General features: G+C 50.0%; 22 protein-coding genes. 11 read left to right on the top strand and 11 right to left on the bottom strand.

From position 1 onward, the window contains the following. The first annotated feature begins 88 nt into the window (after positions 1–88). Positions 89–520, top strand: coding sequence for a GFA family protein (locus JNC80_RS07250; protein WP_376709921.1), 432 nt, complete (start codon positions 89–91; stop codon positions 518–520). A 3-nt stretch (positions 521–523) separates the two neighbouring features. Here JNC80_RS07250 and JNC80_RS07245 read toward each other — a convergent pair whose 3' ends face one another. Then, positions 524–1021, bottom strand: coding sequence for a GNAT family N-acetyltransferase (locus JNC80_RS07245; RefSeq protein WP_376709920.1), 498 nt, complete (start codon positions 1019–1021; stop codon positions 524–526). A gap of 161 nt (positions 1022–1182) precedes the next feature. Between JNC80_RS07245 and JNC80_RS07240 the strand changes: the two genes are divergently transcribed. The 5 genes from JNC80_RS07240 to JNC80_RS07220 all read left to right on the top strand — a co-directional run bounded on the left by JNC80_RS07240 (position 1183) and on the right by JNC80_RS07220 (position 4709). Further along, complete coding sequence (locus tag JNC80_RS07240; protein ID WP_376709919.1) at positions 1183–1476, top strand: hypothetical protein; 294 nt, start codon at positions 1183–1185, stop codon at positions 1474–1476. Further along, the gene (locus JNC80_RS07235) at positions 1430–2761 is read left to right on the top strand and encodes a sensor histidine kinase (protein WP_376710125.1); all 1332 of its coding nucleotides are present in this window, start codon (positions 1430–1432) and stop codon (positions 2759–2761) included. The genes JNC80_RS07240 and JNC80_RS07235 overlap by 47 nt, the downstream gene beginning before the upstream one ends. Next, the gene (locus JNC80_RS07230) at positions 2758–3363 is read left to right on the top strand and encodes a response regulator transcription factor (protein WP_022711766.1); all 606 of its coding nucleotides are present in this window, start codon (positions 2758–2760) and stop codon (positions 3361–3363) included. Before JNC80_RS07235 ends, JNC80_RS07230 begins: the two co-directional genes overlap by 4 nt. A gap of 106 nt (positions 3364–3469) precedes the next feature. Continuing rightward, entirely contained in the window at positions 3470–3955 is a 486-nt protein-coding gene (locus JNC80_RS07225; RefSeq protein WP_151159165.1) for a GlcG/HbpS family heme-binding protein, read from the top strand. A gap of 157 nt (positions 3956–4112) precedes the next feature. Continuing rightward, positions 4113–4709 (top strand): ankyrin repeat domain-containing protein, encoded by a 597-nt coding sequence (locus tag JNC80_RS07220; RefSeq protein ID WP_376709918.1) that lies wholly within the window; start codon positions 4113–4115, stop codon positions 4707–4709. 3 nt (positions 4710–4712) lie between these two features. Here JNC80_RS07220 and JNC80_RS07215 read toward each other — a convergent pair whose 3' ends face one another. The 4 genes from JNC80_RS07215 to proV all read right to left on the bottom strand — a co-directional run bounded on the left by JNC80_RS07215 (position 4713) and on the right by proV (position 8659). Beyond that, complete coding sequence (locus JNC80_RS07215; RefSeq protein WP_376709917.1) at positions 4713–5333, bottom strand: pentapeptide repeat-containing protein; 621 nt, start codon at positions 5331–5333, stop codon at positions 4713–4715. A 284-nt stretch (positions 5334–5617) separates the two neighbouring features. Further along, positions 5618–6484, bottom strand: a complete 867-nt coding sequence (locus JNC80_RS07210; RefSeq protein ID WP_376709916.1) for a glycine betaine ABC transporter substrate-binding protein — start codon at positions 6482–6484, stop codon at positions 5618–5620. A gap of 30 nt (positions 6485–6514) precedes the next feature. Continuing rightward, positions 6515–7432 (bottom strand): ABC transporter permease, encoded by a 918-nt coding sequence (locus tag JNC80_RS07205; protein WP_376709915.1) that lies wholly within the window; start codon positions 7430–7432, stop codon positions 6515–6517. Positions 7433–7453: 21 nt separating this feature from the next. Further along, positions 7454–8659: a glycine betaine/L-proline ABC transporter ATP-binding protein ProV gene (gene proV, locus JNC80_RS07200; RefSeq protein WP_376710124.1), complete on the bottom strand. Its 1206-nt coding sequence runs from the start codon at positions 8657–8659 to the stop codon at positions 7454–7456. A gap of 517 nt (positions 8660–9176) precedes the next feature. Here proV and JNC80_RS07195 point away from each other — a divergent pair. Continuing rightward, the gene (locus JNC80_RS07195; protein ID WP_022711774.1) at positions 9177–9494 is read left to right on the top strand and encodes a DUF982 domain-containing protein; all 318 of its coding nucleotides are present in this window, start codon (positions 9177–9179) and stop codon (positions 9492–9494) included. An 11-nt stretch (positions 9495–9505) separates the two neighbouring features. Here the strand turns inward: JNC80_RS07195 and JNC80_RS07190 are convergent, their stop codons facing one another. Next, entirely contained in the window at positions 9506–10954 is a 1449-nt protein-coding gene (locus JNC80_RS07190; RefSeq protein ID WP_376709914.1) for a GGDEF domain-containing protein, read from the bottom strand. 397 nt (positions 10955–11351) lie between these two features. Between JNC80_RS07190 and JNC80_RS07185 the strand changes: the two genes are divergently transcribed. Together JNC80_RS07185 and JNC80_RS07180 are read left to right on the top strand one after the other, a co-directional pair. Further along, positions 11352–11960 carry a TetR/AcrR family transcriptional regulator gene (locus JNC80_RS07185; RefSeq protein WP_376709913.1) on the top strand — a complete coding sequence of 203 codons (609 nt, stop codon included), beginning with the start codon at positions 11352–11354 and terminating at the stop codon, positions 11958–11960. Further along, positions 11957–12889, top strand: coding sequence for a DMT family transporter (locus tag JNC80_RS07180; protein ID WP_376709912.1), 933 nt, complete (start codon positions 11957–11959; stop codon positions 12887–12889). Before JNC80_RS07185 ends, JNC80_RS07180 begins: the two co-directional genes overlap by 4 nt. 5 nt (positions 12890–12894) lie before the next feature. On the opposite strand, the gene JNC80_RS07175 is transcribed toward JNC80_RS07180, so the two are convergent. Then, entirely contained in the window at positions 12895–13575 is a 681-nt protein-coding gene (locus JNC80_RS07175; RefSeq protein ID WP_376709911.1) for a helix-turn-helix transcriptional regulator, read from the bottom strand. Between the two features lie 80 nt (positions 13576–13655). Between JNC80_RS07175 and JNC80_RS07170 the strand changes: the two genes are divergently transcribed. After that, positions 13656–13979, top strand: a complete 324-nt coding sequence (locus tag JNC80_RS07170) for a hypothetical protein (protein WP_376709910.1) — start codon at positions 13656–13658, stop codon at positions 13977–13979. A gap of 35 nt (positions 13980–14014) precedes the next feature. Here JNC80_RS07170 and JNC80_RS07165 read toward each other — a convergent pair whose 3' ends face one another. The 3 genes from JNC80_RS07165 to JNC80_RS07155 are packed head-to-tail and all read right to left on the bottom strand — an operon-like array spanning position 14015 to position 15858. Next, on the bottom strand, positions 14015–14233 hold the full coding sequence (locus tag JNC80_RS07165; RefSeq protein ID WP_075655146.1) for a DUF2283 domain-containing protein: 219 nt from the start codon (positions 14231–14233) through the stop codon (positions 14015–14017). Positions 14234–14276: 43 nt separating this feature from the next. Beyond that, positions 14277–14735 carry a GFA family protein gene (locus JNC80_RS07160; RefSeq protein WP_022711781.1) on the bottom strand — a complete coding sequence of 153 codons (459 nt, stop codon included), beginning with the start codon at positions 14733–14735 and terminating at the stop codon, positions 14277–14279. Between the two features lie 55 nt (positions 14736–14790). Continuing rightward, on the bottom strand, positions 14791–15858 hold the full coding sequence (locus JNC80_RS07155; RefSeq protein WP_376710123.1) for a D-alanine--D-alanine ligase family protein: 1068 nt from the start codon (positions 15856–15858) through the stop codon (positions 14791–14793). A gap of 186 nt (positions 15859–16044) precedes the next feature. Here JNC80_RS07155 and JNC80_RS07150 point away from each other — a divergent pair, with 186 nt between their 5' ends. Continuing rightward, on the top strand, positions 16045–16398 hold the full coding sequence (locus JNC80_RS07150; protein ID WP_376710122.1) for a cupin domain-containing protein: 354 nt from the start codon (positions 16045–16047) through the stop codon (positions 16396–16398). A 279-nt stretch (positions 16399–16677) separates the two neighbouring features. Here the strand turns inward: JNC80_RS07150 and JNC80_RS07145 are convergent, their stop codons facing one another. Next, a complete protein-coding gene (locus JNC80_RS07145; RefSeq protein ID WP_113943087.1) occupies positions 16678–18099 on the bottom strand; it encodes an ISNCY family transposase in 1422 nt (473 codons plus the stop codon). Positions 18100–18232: the final 133 nt, after the last annotated feature.

The raw sequence follows: 18232 nt of genomic DNA, 5'->3' as shown, positions 1-18232 counted from the left end.
AGAATTTATTGAAATGAAAGGCATTCACCTGTTCAGGTGGATGCCTTTTTGCTTTAACCTGACATGAGATTTATGGGAGAACTGAGCGATGAGCGAGACAAATGAAACAGTCAACGGTGCCTGTCATTGCGGGACAGTGCGGTTTCGAGTGAAACTGTCCGACGGGCTGAACACCGCGCGCCGTTGTACCTGCTCTTATTGCCGGATGCGTGGAGCTGTGGCCGTATCAGCGCAACTTGGCGGTTTGGAGATTATCAGCGGTGAAGATGCGCTGACGCTCTATCAGTTCAACACCAAGGCTGCGAAACATTATTTCTGTTCGGTTTGCGGAATTTATACCCATCATCAGCGCCGTTCCAATCCGCAGCAATATGGCATTAATGCCGCTTGTCTTGAGGGTGTCAGTCCGTTTGATTTTGATGAGGTTCTTGTCACCGACGGCATTAATCATCCGTCTGATGACAAATCAGCAAACAGGTCGCCCTATGTCGGCGTACTAAAATATATCCGCTGCGAATAATGCTTACTGATCGTTGATAATCGCCCAGCGTTCATGGTCACGCCAGTCGCCGTTGATAAACAAATAGCGCGGTGAAAAGCCTTCTTTGTGAAAGCCTGCGCGTTCGACAAGGGCGAGGGAGCGTAGATTGTCCGGCTGGATATTGGCTTCAATCCGGTGCAGGCCGATTTCCCTGAATCCATAAGCCACCGTCTGCTTCAGGCCTTCGGTCATCAATCCGCGACCGGCCAGATGCACCATGCTGTAATAGCTCAAATAGGCGCTGCAAAACGCCTTCATAAAAATCTGGCTGAAGGTGAAAACACCGGCAATCTTGCCGCTGTCCGTATCGCGCACAACAAGCGCCTGAGAAGCACTGCCTTGCAGATTGCCAAACCAGTCTTCAAAACCGGCGAGATCAGTAAAATTGCGCATCCATGGGTGATGATGATTGCGGCTCGTAAGATTGCCCGCAATCAGTTCGGTTGCATCTGTTCTTCTGACGGGTTGCAAATTAATCATTTCATCCTCCGGCCGGATGCGTTTTATGCCGTTTAGTACAACGCGCTGACAAGCCCAAACCTGTGTGATGAAGAAGTTTTTCGGCCTGTGCATTGCGTGTTGCACTATATTATGGCAGCGATATTCAAGTGTAATTACAATATTGTGTATGGGGGAAGCGTTTGACGGGCAATAAACAGATTTGGAAATCCTATCTGACAATATCGGTTATCTGGCTGATATTGCTATTGCTGTTTGTCGCATTCACCGCCCGTCAGAGCATTAATCAGGCGCGTGACGAGGTGAAGCAAACCGGCACAGCGCTGCATCGTGTTCTGTCGCAGCGTGCCGCCCAGCATGATGCTCACCTTACCAGTTTGAATGCGCTGATCCTCTGCCAGTCCGGCACCGGTGGACGCCTTGCGTCAGGTGTCGCGCAATATTATCCGCTTTTACCCGCGCATCAGCGTAATTGACGTCATGCTGCTGAACCGTACCGGTTCCACGGTTAATGCTGAGCCTGTGCTGATGGTTGATGAGACTGAGCATGATAATATCGCTGTTGATTTTGCCGCGCAGGTCGCAGAACAAAAACCGGGCGAGGTACGCACTTATCTGTCTGACAAGCTGGCAGACCGTTATTATCTGGGCAAAAAATCTGACAATGCCAATCCCGGTTATGCGATTTTCATGGCTATCAATCCGGCTCTGATGATTGAACCGGATGAGCGGCCGGATTGGGCAGATCTGACCCTGTCCATTAATGATAAGATTATTCTTGAACAACAATCCGGTCTGCAAACAGTGGCATCGCACTTTCTGGAACAACCGGTCTTTTCGCAGAAAATCGATAGTCAGAACCAGCCGCTTTTGCTGCGTCTCAGCCGTCCGATGGCGCTGTCAGATGTGATTGATCCGCTGCGCACCATATTATTCGCGGTTTTGTCACTGATTGCTTTGACCGGCGTTTATACGCTCTGGCGCTTTCAAAGGGCCACCAGAGAGGCCGAACAGAAAGCACTATTGTCGGAACATGAAACACGGCTTGCTCATGCGGCGCGGGTCAATTCCATGGGCGAACTGGCCTCCGGCATTGCCCATGAACTGACACAACCGCTGACAGCCTTGCTGAGCCAAAGTCAGGCCGCATTACGCCTTGAAGCTTCCGGTGATCGGCCTGAATTATTGAAACAGGCTTTGGCCGCCAATGTGCGCGAAGCATCGCGTGCCGGTGAGATTTTACAGCGTATGCGCAATTATATGAGCAATCATGAACCACAGCGTAAATCTATAGAAATAAACCAGATTATCCGCGATGTGGCGGAATTACTGCGCACGGATCTGGCGCAACGCAATATCAGCCTGCATCAGCAAACCGAGAGAATATCGCCGCTGATTACTGCTGATCCGGTAGAAATGGAGCAGGTGCTTTATAACCTGATCCGCAATGCTGCCGACAGCCTGAGCCAGAGCGAGATCAGCGATAAACGCATTACTTTGACAGCTGAGGCCAGAGGCGGGCAGCTCATTCTGAGCATCGCTGATAATGGCGGCGGCATTGCCGATGATATTCTGCCGCGTTTATTCGAGCCGTTTTTCACCACCCGTGAAGCGGGTATGGGGCTGGGGCTTTCGCTCTGCGCAACCCTGATTGAGCGGATTGACGGGGAAATATCGGCAGAAAATGCACCATCCGGCGGTGCAATCTTTACAATTACCATTCCGATGGCTGAGCCTGAGCATTCAAAGGCAGCAGAATGAAAAATCTCAAAATTTATCTGATTGATGATGATGAAGCCGTGCGCGAGGCATTGTCACTGCTGTTGCAGACTTATGGCATGCATGTGGAGACATTCCGTGATCCGGCGACATTTCTGGCGCATGTTGATCCGCAAAAGCCCGGCTGTCTGATACTCGATTTGCGTATGCCAATGATAAGCGGCTTGCAACTGCAACAAAAACTGCTGGAACGCGGGATCGACTGGCCGGCGATTATGATTACCGGTCACGGGGATATCAATGCCTGTCGTCGTGCTTTCAAGGCAGGCATCCTCGACTTTCTGTCCAAGCCCGTGGATGAGCAGGTTTTACTGGAGGCACTGGAGACAGCTTCTCAGGAGCTGGATAAAATTCTGGAACGGGCGGAAGCGCAGAAACTGATCGCCAGACTGACCGACCGCGAGCATGAGATTTTCGATCTGATCTGCAAAGGTTTCGGCAGCAAAGAAATTGCCTCTGCACTGAATATTTCCGTACGCACCATTGATGCACATCGCGCCAATATTGCCGAAAAACTGGAAACCAGTTCGGTGGTGGATTTTGTGCGGCTGCAATTATCCGGCAGCAGTGCAGGGCATCCGTAATTCTACCTAGAGCTTTCAGCGGTATCGCGGATTCACGCAAAATGAGTGTTTCACTAGATTGAGTGTCAGAAAGCCGGTTGCTTTCATCAACACTCAGGAGACGATCATGAAACGCATTTTGTTTGCCGGTGCTGCGGCACTTGTACTGACCTCAGCTGCTTCCGCGCAGGTTTTGCAGGAAAAGAACATGCCGCTCAATCTTGCGGTAAACATTGCCAATGAAACAATCGCTGCCTGCTCTGCTAAAGGTTACAATGTAGCCGTAGCTGTTGTTGACCGTGCAGGCGTGCTGCGCACTCTGATGCGCGCCGATAATGCCGGTGCTCATACACCTGCCGCAGCGACCGCCAAGGCTTTTACCTCGGCCTCTTCGCGCACTCCAACCGGCGTAATGGCTGAAAATATCCAGAAAAATCCGGCAGCTGCAGAACTGGCTAACATTCCGGGCTTCCTCGTACTGGCTGGCGGTGTACCGGTTAAAGTCGGCGATGCAACCATCGGCGCAATCGGCGTCGGCGGCGCACCAGGTGGTCATCTGGACGAAGCCTGTGCAGTTGCTGCACTCGACAAGGTCAAAGACCAGCTTAAATAATTGCTCCCAACCGCCGCACTGTTGTCTCAGTGTGGCGGTTCACGCATGATGTATTTTCAATGAGGAGAGAGACATGACAAATTTATTGTCCCTGCGAAATATTTTCAGAAGCACTCTGCTTATTGCCGGTTTTATTTTGACAATCACGGGAGTTGCCATGTCTGCCTCGGCCAGCAAAGAACGCAAATTACTGGATGCCGCTGCCACCGGTGATGTCGCAACTATTCAGAGCCTGCTGAAAGATGGCGTGAATGCCGATACACGCAACGACCACCGCCAGACTGCATTACTGGTTGCAACCCATAATAATCAGATCGAAACGGCTAAAGTTCTGATTGATGCCGGTGCAGATGTGAATGCCAAAGATATGATACAGGACAGCCCGTATCTCTATGCCGGAGCACGCGGCCATCTGGAAATTCTGAAAATGACTTTGAGCCATGGTGCCGATCTGAAAAGCATCAACCGCTTTGGCGGCACGGCACTTATTCCGGCATCCGAGCGTGGTCATGTGGAAACGGTGCGCACGCTGATTGAGGCCGGTGTTGATGTCGATCATGTCAATCGTCTCGGCTGGACTGCGCTGATTGAAGCCGTAATCCTGAGCGATGGCGGGCCAGCCCATGTAGAAATTGTAAAGCTTTTGAAAGCCGCCGGTGCTGATCTCTCTATTCCGGATAATGAAGGCGTAACAGCACTTCAGCATGCTAAAAAGCGCGGCTTTGCTGAAATCGTTGCTGTGCTTGAGAAGTAGTTTCTACAGAACCAGCAGACCGATGCCGCTGAGAATATCCGTTGCCTGACTTTTTGAGATGATGGCACCTTTAAGCACAGCGGCATCGTGAAATGTCAGGCTGCCCAGATCGCAGCCACGCAGATCAGCGCCTTTGAATTTGCTCAGCCGTAAAGTGGCACCGCGCATCCGGCAATCGTGAAAAACCGCATCACGGAAATCACATTCTCTGAGATCAGCCTCGCTGAAATCCATATTTGTCAGAGTTTTATTACGAAACGACGCGCGCGGCAGAAAAGCTGCAATCAGCAAACATTCTTCAAAATCGGTGCCGATCAGGCTGCAATCAGCGAAATCCGCACCGGTTAGCTTGGATCGTGAAAATTTCACACCATTGAGATTGGACCGGCTCCACAATGTATTGGACAGATCGCAATCGTAAAATTGTGCGGTATTGCCATCAATATTGGACAGGTTTGCACCACTGAGACGGCATTTATTGAATTGCGTTTCAGTGATGATTGCAGCTTTGAAATTGCAGTTTGTAAATATGCATTCTGTGAAAATACAGTCAGATAAATCCTGACCGGACAAATCAGCCCCGTCACATATTAAGCCGCTGAAATTGCGGGTGCCGTCACTCATTTGCTTTAAGAATGCGACTGGCACAGGGCTGTTCTCAGCGTTTGCGGTTCAGGACAACATAGGCAACGCAACCGGCCAGACCGAAAGCGATAATACCCTGAATGAGAAATACCCATTGTATCATACTCATAACATCACCTTTTCATTGCAGGAAAAATATGATCTGCGCAGTGCTTTATCACTCCCCCGTGGCGATGTCAGCATTTTTAAACAGGAATATTATAAGCCAAAATTGAAAAACGGCGGCGCTTGCGCACCGCCGTATTTTGCTCTTCAGGCTGAAATTATTCAGCCAGCCATTCTTTGATGCGATCAGGATTGTCGGCAATATATTTATCAACGGCCTTATCGTACGATGTTTCCTGCGCCTCAAACATCGCTTTTTCGAGGTCTTCCAGCGGGATATTCATCTTTTCCAGCAGAGAGGCGACTTTCGGATTGTCTTCCTTAAAGCCTTTGCGGGCGAGGGCATTCACATGCTCTGCGGCACCAAGCGCACCTTCAGGGTCTTCCAGATAGCGCAGCTTGTATTTGCCGAACATCCAGTGCGGGCTCCATGCCGTCGCCACAAACCAGCCGTCCGAGCGGGTTGCACGGTCAACCGTCGTGAGCATTGCCGCTTCACTGGAAATCTGCAGCTTGTAATTCAGGCCGTATTTCTTGATCGCTTCCTCTGAAAGGCGGGTCAGACCGGCACCCGGATCAATACCTTGAATCTGGCCTTTCAGCTTTTCATGAATATCGGCTTTCTTCAGGTCTTCAATCGACTTGATATCACTCTCAGGCACGGAGGCGGGCACAACCCAGCCAAGTTGTGCACCTTCATAGAGCGGGCCCAGATCTTCAACCTTGCCTTCAACGCGCTTGTAATAATCCGCATGTGTTGCAGGCAGCCAAGCCATCATCATGGCATCAAGATCGCCACGGCTCACGCCCTGATAAAGCGGCGCAACATCTGTCTGCACCAGCTCGACTTTCTGATCCAGATTATCCTGAATAAGTTTAGCTGCGAGTTTGGTCACAAACTCAGCATCGGACCAGGGTGCCCAGCCAAGTTTGACCACTTTGGCATCGCCTGCAGCCAATGCTGAAGTTGCCATGGTTCCCGCCAGCAATGCCGCCAGGCTTAGACGTGTCAGTTTCCCGAACATATCTTCTCCTTTAAGGTTTCTATAGGTGAATTAAGCTTCCTGCTTGCGCAGGGTTGTTGTTTTCTTGGCTCCGGTTTCCGCTTCCGGCTGTTTGCGCAGCGCTGCAAAGCGCTTGAACAGACCTGGCTGCGGTTTTCCAAAACTCTGAGTGATACGGTCAAGCACAACGGCCAGAATGACCACGGCAAGTCCGCCCTCAAAACCGGTACCGACATCAAGACGCTGAATACCGGTGAGCACTGTATTCCCCAGACCGCCTGCACCGATCATGGAGGCAATCACCACCATCGACAGCGACAGCATGATGGTCTGGTTGATACCGGCCATAATCGAGGGAAGGGCATTGGGAAGCTGCACTTTGAACAGTAGCTGTTTTGCCGTGCAGCCGAAGGCCAGACCGGCTTCAACGAACTCTCCATGAACCTGCCGGATACCGAGATTGGTCAGGCGTACAACCGGCGGCATTGCAAAAATCACAGTCGCGATTGTACCGGGCACGGCGCCAAGACCAAAGAACATGGCCGCCGGAATAAGATACACAAAGGCAGGCATAGTCTGCATCAGGTCGAGCACAGGGCGGATGAAAGATGCAAGCAACTCGCTGCGCGCCATGGCAATACCCAGCGGAATACCAATGACAATGGCAATGATCGTTGCAGCCAGCACCAAAGACAGGCTCTCCATCGTGCCCGACCACAGTCCCATATGATGGACGAGTGCCAGTGCGAGAGCAGTGAAAATCGCAAACTTCCAACCCACACGCCACAGCGACAGCAATGTGAGAATGGCAATACCGGCAACAGCCGGAATTGCCAGCAATCCGCCCTGAATACCGCCGGTAACAAAGCCGATAACCGCAGCAATCATATCCAGCGCCGGTGTGAAATGGTCGAGAATGTAATTCACAGTGATATCGGCACCTTTGCCGATACTAAAATTCATATCCATTTTTATACCAATCGTTTCAGCTCAACCGGCGCGGTCGAGCGTTTCCAGAAGTGCCGACTTAGAAATCGCACCGACATATCTGTTTTTTTCATCAACAACCGGAACCGGCCAGCGGCTTTCAGCAACGCGGCCGAGCACGTTGGAAAGCGGTTCGCTTGCTTCAATAGGAGTGATATCGCTTAAGAACGCTTCCCTGTACGGATGCGGGGATTTGGCTTTGACCTTCTCAATCAGCCCGTCCTGACTGATCATGCCGTGATAGCTGCGGTCACGGCCGACAATAACGGCAACGTCGCGCCCCGTTGTTTCCATCTGTTCCAATGCGGACGCGGCAGAAACACCCTGACGGTCAAAGATCGTCAGCAGGGTTTTCCGCGCCACATCACCGGCAGAAAACACATGAGACACATCCACATTCTTGAAGAAGGAGCGCACATAATCATTCGCCGGAGCAGAAACAATCTCATCCGGTGTGCCGACCTGTACGACCTTGCCGTGCTGCATGATGCAGATGCGGTCGCCTATGCGCATGGCTTCGTCCAGATCGTGGCTCACAAAGATAATCGTGCGGCTGTTTTCCGATTGCAGGCGGATCAGCTCATCCTGCATTTCCGTGCGGATGAGGGGATCAAGCGCGGAAAACGCTTCGTCCATCAGCAGGATTGTCGGCTCATTGGCCAGAGCGCGGGCAAGGCCGACACGCTGTTTCATACCACCGGAAAGCTGGTCGGGCATGCTCTGGGCATAGGGCTCCAGACCGACGGCCGTGAGCGCTTGCATTGCGCGCTCATGGCGCTCGGCCTCAGCCATGCCGGCAACTTCAAGGCCGAAGGCAGCATTGTTGAGAACAGTACGGTTTGGCAGCAATGCGAAAGACTGGAAAACCATGCTCATATCACGGCGGCGCAGATCGATCAGCTCGCCTTTGGACATTTTGGTAATGTCACGCCCATCAACGGCAATGGTGCCGGAGGTCGGCTCAATCAGCCGGTTCAGCAGGCGCAGAAGTGTGGATTTGCCGGAGCCGGACAATCCCATAATGACGAAGATCTCGCCATCCATAATTTCAAAGCTCGCACCGTCAACGCCGATAGTGCAGCCCGTATCCTTGTGGATCTCTTTTTTGCTTTTTCCGGAACGCAATTGGCTCATTGCTTTTTCCGGCTTTTCACCAAAGACTTTAAAAACATCTTTTAAAGATAGTTTTACAGACTTTGGCTCATTCATACTCTCATTAATTGTATAAACAGCCATATAATAAGTTAACCCTGCCATAATGGCAGACCTATTCTCCTTTTGTATTTAAATAAGAGAAATATCTGCGAAATTAATGCAAAGATTATGCTTTAAATTTCATTTAGAAATTGCAGATAAATCTAAACTGATATTCAACAATATATAGAAATATCGAAAAAAGTCCACCCGACATATGGGAATTGCTGCAAAACCCTATGTTTTCAGGGCGCAGCGCATAATCAGAAAAAGGTAGCGCAGCTATAAAACAAGCCTCCATGAGCCTATGAAACTGCATTTGATGCAGAGGAGATTCTCACCATGTCCACGATACAAAAGCAGATGAAAAATCTGCAATATTGATAGAGTATGAAGTAAAAGATCAAAAACTTCGCAAAACAGATGAAATTTTTATTATTAAATATTCAATATTAAATTTTATAAATATACGCTTTAATATTTGAAAAAATGAAGTATCATCATGCATATCGCAATTTTCGATGGATAATACATGGAGAAAGACTGGAACTTCTTTATTATTGTCGAGCCGGTGCAAGGGCAGGTATTTAAAATATCCTGCTGGACCGATTTGTCTGTGTTTTTGCTGTGCCACTGGCCGGTAAAATACGGAACATCCTATACTGTGGCGGTATGTACCCTGTCACAGAATTATTACAAGAAATCCAATATTGAACTCATCATTAAACATTTCATTGCTGCACTCAATGAAGCAAAAATTCCCTATTACTTCAAAACAGACAAGCATATAGCTGATGCAATAGTACCTGCAATCCCGACAGGCATATCAGCCACGGCCATTAGCGAGTAAACCTCCACTCCTCAGGACAGAGGAATAGCAACTTCCGTGCGGTTTCTGCCGTTTTGCTTAGCCTGATACAGCGCCTGATCTGCGGTTTTAATCAAATGGCTGAAGTCAGGATGGCCATTGAATGTGGAAACACCAATCGACAGCGTAATATTTTGCGACCCGCCATCCGGCAGTGAGAATTGCTGACCGGCAATTTTCAGTCGTAGTTTTTCAGCCGTTTCCAAAGCAGTCTTTGCACTTGCTTCAATCAGCACCACAAGAAACTCTTCGCCGCCATAACGGAAGACAAAATCGCTGGCACGGGAATGCGTGAAAATGCTTTCTGCCACCTGCTGGAGAATATGATCCCCGCCGCCATGGCCGTAAGTGTCATTGATACGTTTGAAATTATCGATATCGACCATCATGACACTCAGCTCCATCCGGTTTTGTGAAGCCATTTTAACCTCACGCGACAGAATGGAAGGCAGAAAACGTCTGTTCAGTGTGCGCGTCAGCGGATCGCGACCGGTTTCCATCGCAGCAGCGGCCTGAAAGAGTTCTGCCAGCAGAAATTTGATCTCTCCGGTTTTATTTTTAAAGGATTCAATCAGTTCTGTTAGATTTTGATCCGCATCGGCACCGGCAATGGCCGGTAGCAAAACGGTGTCAATATATTTCATATCTGCACGAATATTTTCCAAAACCGGCGAACCATGAAAAATCATATCGCCTTTATGATGCAGCCACAGGCCGAAATCAGAACTGGAGAGCAGGGGCAGCACAGCCTCACGTCTGTTACCATAGAGACTGAACAGAACCGACTGGCTCCACTCCATGAGGCTGGCACGCTGGATTTCACGTTCCAGTGTCACATCCTGACTGAGTGCGAAAGCGCGATAGGCTTCATCCGTCTGTGCATCGCTTTTGGTATTGCTGACAAAAGCCTGACTCATAAATTCAATAGCAATATTAATGGCATTGCCGACATAATCGGCCATGACAGCAAAGTCACCAAGACTGATTGTCTGACTTTGCAGCTGACAAACAATCTCGTTCTTCAGCAGGCGTGCGCCCTGCATAACCACATGAATAGGCACCTGAATACGCGCATGAACCTCGCCGATCTTGCGCTGCTCAGCCACAAAAACCGCAACATCCATGGTTCGCTCAACAAAAAGGCGGCGCAGCCAGCCGCGCATCGAATGCTGCAGGCGGTCGTGAACCACATCCTGAGAGAGAAACGGACTTGCATCCGGGTTTTGCAGCAACCTGTCGTAGAAAACACCAACCAGACGGTCTTTATCCGCCTCGATCAGACAGGCAAGCTGCTTTGCAAGATTATCAGGCAGGCTATGAATGAGCTGAATCCATTCGCTTTCGGAAGGCGTCAGGCAGATATGAGGATTACGGATATCATCACCGGACATCTCTGTAGGCAGAGCAGGGACATTCATAACCGTCATAGCTTCATCACTCATATGCTGGAGCGCATATTAAAAATCCGAAACTTTTGATCTGTTTCCGGCTTTAAGAATGCGCATAATTTCAAAAACCAAAGCATTTCCAATGAGTTCCCATAACTGAAAATGCCTTAAACTCTGTTAAAGAGCATGCCCGATAATGGTATCAAACCGTTCATTCCGGCAGATGCAAATCTCCTTGCAACGCGCAGATTGCACGCTGTTTGCTATCAGTCAGAGATCATAATTATACCGGCTTAAGCCCCGCCAGGTGTTCTCATTATTATGTCTTGTTGATGAATGATACGCTTAAATAGCTGTTTTTAAATGAATACTCCGTTCACAAATATATTACCGCTTGTCTGCTGAAAAGCAATTATGTAGACTGACCTACCTAATACTGAAAAGAGAAATTATGTCTGCCTCTGCAAAGCCGTCCAAAGCTCAATCTGTGCGTGATCGTCTGCTCGATGCGGCGGGTATCCTGTTTTATAATTACGGGATTAACGCAACCGGCATTGATATGATTACCGCAAAAGCAGGCGTGGCCAAAATGAGCCTGTATAATAATTTTGCATCAAAATCAGAGCTGGTCGCCGCTTTTATTGAGCTGAGGCATCAGGAGTGGCTTGATTTATATGCTGCGCGTTTAGCACCTGCCGCCAGCCCGAAAGAGCGGGTTATGGCCGTGTTTGATGCCTACAGAGACCATGCTGAATATGATTATGAGAACGGTTTTCGCGGCTGCGGCTTGTTGAATGCCGCGGCTGAACTCACCGTGGGTGACAAGGGCAGGGAGGCTGTGCGCCGCCATAAGGAAGAGGTGGAGCATTTCCTTATTCAGCACCTGCAGGAATGGCGCACTCAAACAGGTAAAACATTGACAGCGGAGCAGGTGGAAATGACCGCAGAACATCTGGCATTTCTGCTGGAAGGCTCATTCTCCCGCGCCGGTCTTGAAGGCGATAGTAAGCGTGTTCAACATGCAAGACGTCTTGCAGAAAGTATTTTGGCCGGTTTATGAGCAATGTATCAGTTATCAAAACAGATAGTGCAGGGCTTGGCATTGTCTGCGTTTTAATCGCGTCCTTCCTGTGGGGCACAACCGGCACTGCCGCAACTTTTGCACCCGAAGTCGGGCCCATGGCCATCGGCGCGGTTGCCATGGGAGTAGGCGGACTTTTGCAAGCCCTGCTCGCTTTGCGGGCATTGAAACGCGATTACAGCAAGTTACAGCAACAATGGCTTCTCGTCTTGTTCGGCGCGGTTTCTGTGGCTGTCTATCCGCTGGCCTTTTACTCGTCGATGTATCTGGCGGGTGTCACAGTCGGCACGGTTGTCACGATCGGTTCCGCACCTTTATTTTCCGCGCTGATTGAATGGGTGATTGATCGTAAAACCCTGAGCAAGCAATGGATATTCGGCGCGGCTCTCGGGCTTTCCGGCATTGTTCTGCTTTGCTTTTTCGGTGGCGGCGACCATCAGACAGCATCAGTTGCATTTTCTGCGGGAGCGACTGCGTCAGGCGTATTGCTGGGACTTGTCGGCGGACTGACCTATGCCCTTTATGCATGGGCAGCACACCGGCTGATGTGTAAAGGCATTTCCTCAAAAGCAGCGATGGGGTCAATTTTCGGAGCAGGCGGCCTGTTACTGATGCCGGTATTACTGCTGACCGGCGGAGCATTGCTGGCCTCATGGAATAATGCACTTGTCGGTGCCTATATGGCTGTCATACCGATGTTTACCGGCTATGTCTTATTTGGCTATGCGCTGGCGCGTATTTCCGTCAGTACCGCAACAACAATAACACTCACAGAACCTGTGATTGCCGCTTTGCTGGCCGTTGTAATCGTTGGTGAAAACCTGTCGCCACTCGGATGGCTTGGTGCTTTGCTGGTGATATTCTGCCTTGTTATTCTCTCTGCTCCGAAGAAAGAGCAGGCGCGGTAAATTCGTCAGGCAAGCGTTTTGAGATAGTCTTCAAAACGCTTGCCTTTTTCATCCCGGAATACTCTGTCTGCAAGCTGAATGGCTTCAATACGATCAGCGCGCAGATTACGGAAATCCATGCGGCTCTCACACCAGACAGTCAGAAGCCAGACTTGCTCAAACATCGTCAGGCCAAGCGGGCGAACGCTTCGCTGACTGCGTTTATTCTCCAAGTCGCAATAGGTAATATTTAATACGGCTTTATCGCGTAAAGCAGTGCGCAGGACTGCAAGATGTCCGGATGCCTTGTCACTCTCAGAATTTTGTCTTGCAACAGCGCGTAATGGCAGACGCGTATAGGCTTCACCTTTATCGTAACCAATAGCAGCACTGATTTTGGCCGAGACACGTCGGGCAGCCGCAGCCAGTGCTTCGTCGCCGCGGGACGCGATCAGGCGGGTTCCGAGCATCAAAGCATCCAGTTCATCAGGATCGAAATGAAGAGGGGGCAGAAAATAGCCCTTCTCCAGCTGATAACCAATGCCGGCCTCACCGCGCAAGGGCGCTCCCATAGCCTGCAAAGTCGCCATATCGCGATAGATTGTGCGGACTGAAACCTGCAGTTCCTGTGCCAGCATTTCTGCTGAAACCGGCTCTGTTCGGCCCCGTAAATGATCGAGGAGAGCAAAAAGGCGAAGTGTGCGCATGGTGTATCTATACAGCATCCTGACAGAAACTGTCAGGAGGAATATTGTATGCAACGCTCCTCAAACAAGGAGTTAATGCAATGCAATCAGTTAAAAACCAGACGTCCCTTCAGGCAAAAATATCCGGTCTCGAATTGGGGCGTTTCCGTCTTAAAAACGGTGTCAATGAAGCGGATATGCACATTGCCTATGATTTGATGATTGCAAGCCATTTGTCCAAACAGAATGGCTGGTGCAACCAGCATCTGGTAAAGCTGGGCGATGGTGCTTTTCTTGATATTGCTTTTGCACTGACTGAGGATCATGCAAAGGCAATTTGTGCAAGCTGGCGCAATCAACCGGTCTGCGATGCTTTTCTGGCACTGATTGAGCCTGAGAGTATGGAATTCGGAACAATTTTATAAAACTTGTCCGGTTTCAACGATTTCCGGTGAACAGATCAGGATTGCGATAATGCAAGCAAATATGCAGGTAATTTCTTGCTGGCCTGCAATATCTCGATCCCGGTCAGCCTCCCGTCGCTATTGAAATCCAGATTGATTTCCCCGTCCGTTTCGCGCGGATCACAGCAATATGTAAAGCCGAAGGCAGTTTCATCTTCATCTGATTTGAACTGAATATAAGCAGCATCAGCGGCCGCATCGTAAGTCAACTTCATGATCGCATCCTGATGGGATAAAATTTCAGACAAACGGGCTGTTTCACTCCATTTGCCGTGCAAATTCACCCATCAGTTTTTCATAGTCTTCTAAAGGCGGAAAAGCTTCATAGTGATAAAGTGCCGGTGTCTGTGCCCAGGACAGCTTCTCCTTTGTCATGGTCTCCACGAAAGGTACAAACCAGCTATGGTCATCAAACAGCGATGGCCGGACATTGACGAAAGCATCAACGCCTTCAATGCGCGTAAACATCCATGTCATGCAATAGGCGCAGAAATAATGATGCTGTTGCGGGCCATGCAAACCACCGATCACCGGCTTACCCTCCGTGACTTTAAAGCCAGAAGAGGGGATCATCGCCGTCAACGAAAACGCGCTGCTGCTCATTGTCTGACAGCCTGTGCAATGACAGGCCGCCGTCATGATCGGTGCTGCACTGACCTCAATCCTGACTTTTCCGCAGCGGCATTGCCCGCTGAAGGGGAGTTGCGGTGTTTTCATCACTGATATCCTTATAAAACAGGCATTTCATTGATTTTATAAGTCATATTCTTCATCAACTGCCGCGTTTCAGACCATGAGCTATGAGCCGGTCGAGAATCTGAGCATAGCTGACGCCACTCACAGCCATTACTTTCGAATACATACTGATATCGGTAAAGCCCGGAATCGTATTAATTTCGTTGAGTATGATACGCATATCATCCGTCACAAAGAAATCCACGCGCGCCATTGCATCGCAGCCGGTAGCCCGGAATGCTTTTTTCGCCATCTCACGGATCTGCGTTTCAACAGATGCGGGCAAGTCGGCCGGTACTTTTAAAGCCGCACCGTTCTCGTCCGTATATTTCGCATCATAACTATAAAAACCATGACTTTCAGCTGGTGTAATCTCGCCGCAACGGGAAACGAAAAGCGTACCGTCAGCATCCTCAAGCACAGCACATTCAATCTCGCGGCCACGGATAAATTCTTCTGCGAGAAGCTTATTGTCGTGCCGGAAACCTTCATCCAGTGCCAGTCTGTAATCCGCCGATGTAGCAACCTTACTGACCCCCACGGATGAGCCTTGCCGTGCAGGCTTCACAAAAAAGGGCAGGCCGAGCGCATTCTTGACAGCTTCAAACTCCGGTACATTTCCCGAATGGAGCGTCACAGCATGGGCAACAGGAACTGCGGCCTCTCTGTTCACACGTTTAGTCATGTCCTTATCAAGAGCGACGGCAGAACCTAGAATACCACAGCCGATCAGCGGAACGCAGGCAACTTCAGCCAATCCCTGTACCGCACCGTCTTCGCCATGAAGGCCGTGCAAAACAGGAAATAAAGCATCAATTTTCGGCAATTCCTGAAGCCCCTGATCTGCATCAATACCGATAATCCGCCCGTAACCACCGGAAACAAGGCAAATTTCAGTGCCGGAGGAGGGCTTCGCCAATTGTCCCTGCTCATAGGCGCTGAGCAACCATTGTCCTTCACGGGTCACAAAAACCGGTACGACCTCGTATTTATCGACATCCAGCGCCTGCATCACATTGGTAGCAGAAAGCACAGAAACATCATGCTCCGGTGAGCGGCCGCCAAACAGCACAGCAATACGCAATTTATTTTGTTTTCCGGTCATGACACCATCCATAATATCAATATTTTCAATAAGATGCGGGAGATAATGAATATCATTTTTCAACCGGATCATTTTCCGGAAATCCGGCCATATTAAGTTTCAAAGATGCACAATCTTGAAAGCCGCGGCTTTTGCGTTTTTATGGTAAATAAAGACTGCACTCAGAATGAGGTTGAGGTGAGCCACATGCAAAAACAAGCAGCAATTCTCGAGCGTACAGAATGGGCTGAAAAGCCCGATGTCTGGCACGGAGAGTTTGAAGGAAAGCATTTGGGCACGAATGTATCAGTGATGTTTTATACGACCGAGCATATCGGGCGCGGACCAAGGCTGCACAAACACCCTTATGATGAGATATTTATCATACGTCAGGGCCGCGCTTTGTTCACAGTGGGTGACCGGCAGTTTGAGGCTGTAGCAGGACAGATAATCTTCGGACCAGCCAACATTCCGCATAAATATGTCAATCTCGGCCCGCATAGTCTGGAGATGACGGATATTCATGTCACCGACAAGTTCGAACAGGAAAATTTGGACTGATCCGAGACGGTCAGGCGGCTCACTGCCAATCGGTCAAAGCCATATGTATTGTTTTAGCAAGTTAAAGTTGCGACGTTCCCAGCAAAATAGAAATGCGACAGGCGCTGACGACAGCCCCCATTCCGAGAGGCTGGTCAGGGTTGCAAGCGAGGAATGGGGGCGAGTGAATACCCGCCTCTTCGGCTTTAGCTTTCTCAGTAGCAATTGTTCTGTCATTAGTTGATACTCGGCCCACCTATATCGGCTACGCTAAGCCATATCAGCGTCCATTGACGAGCTTTATTCCTGCGCCGGCTGTCTCAATAGGGCTTGCTCTCGCCGAGCAATGACAGCAGGATCGTTCATGTAGGCTGTGCGCGATTTACGCTCTCGCTTCTGATAGCCGTTGGCGGTGCTGCCGTCGCGGACGCCAAACATATGGTTCGTCTGTCCCGTGCGACGCGGACCACTCTTGCTGCGTTGCTGTTCCCGTCCAGCCTGCATCTCAGCGACAAGAGCCAGCATGTCGTCCAGCCGTTTGTTCTCGACAACGGGTGAGCGATGAACCGAACGCAATTTGTCAAACGTTCTATAGGGCAGGGTGTCCGTGCCGTGCATGATTTCAAGGCGACCGTCCGGATAATCGCAGACAATGACCTTTTGACGGGCCAGTCGTTTTGCAATCTCCGTTGGCTCCAGGATGAACAATACCTTGTCGTAGCGCAGCGTCAGAGACTGCGACAGTGTCCGCACTTCCTTCCGGCACAGTGCGCCGTCGAGGTTCTCATGCGCAGCCAGCGGCCGATGCATATCCTTCGGATTGCGCGGTAGCTTACCAAAACGGGCATTGAAATCTGCAATGAATTCCGGTGCATAAGCATTTGCTGCTTCCATCGTATCAATGCCGCGCAATCGCAACTCCTTCACTAGGCGATCCTGCAAAGTTCTGTTTGCACGCTCGACACGGCCTTTGGCCTGTGGGGTATTGGCACAGATAATATCAATGTTCAGCTCATAAAGTGCCCGACCGAATTGCGTTAGCCCACTCGTTCGATCTTTCTCAGAACCATGGGTGGAGCGAAATACTCCATGCTTGTCGCTGTAAAATGCCAGCGGCTTGCCCCAAAGCTCCAGATAGGCCTTCGTCGCATGGAAATAATCAAATGTGTTCTCTGATCCGGCAAAACGCAGATGCAGAAGCTTACCGGTTGCATCATCAATATAAACGAGGAGGGCGCATTTGGGCCCCCGACCCTCGAACCACCAATGATGTGAACCGTCAATCTGCACTAGTTCACCAAAACAATCGCGCCGGCCGCGCGGTTGAAATACACGTTTTTTGCGTTCTCGGCGTGAAATCCATATACCTGCAGCTGTCATCCACTGGCGCAGCGTTTCTTTACTGACTGAAAGTTGATGTAGCTCAACCAGCTTCTCACAGGCCAGTGTCGGGCCAAAATCCCGATAATAAGCCCGTATAAGATCCAGCACCGTATTCCGGAAATCCTCGCTGTAACGGCGATTGCTTGGGTGACCACGTTTGCCTGAAACAAGGCCAGCCGCACCAAACTTGTCAAAGGCCTGTAAAAGACGATGAATATGGCTGCGGCTGAGATCGAGCAATGCAGTCGCCTGAACAACAGTCAGGCGGCGATCCCGTATCTTCTGAATAGCGTCTAATCGATTGAGTTCTTTCTGCGACATTGTGATCAAACAAGACATGACGGCTCCCATCCGCTGCTTGCATTCGGAACCCCAGTCTTCCTTTCTTTATTCTGTTTGAACAGGGCATGAGCTGCAAAATCTGTCGCATCTCTAATTTGCCCAAGTGTCGCATCTCTATATAGCTGTTATA

Source organism: Pseudochrobactrum lubricantis (assembly GCF_041929865.1).
GTDB classification, from domain to species: domain Bacteria; phylum Pseudomonadota; class Alphaproteobacteria; order Rhizobiales; family Rhizobiaceae; genus Pseudochrobactrum; species Pseudochrobactrum saccharolyticum.
This window is presented reverse-complemented; position numbering and strand designations above follow the sequence as displayed.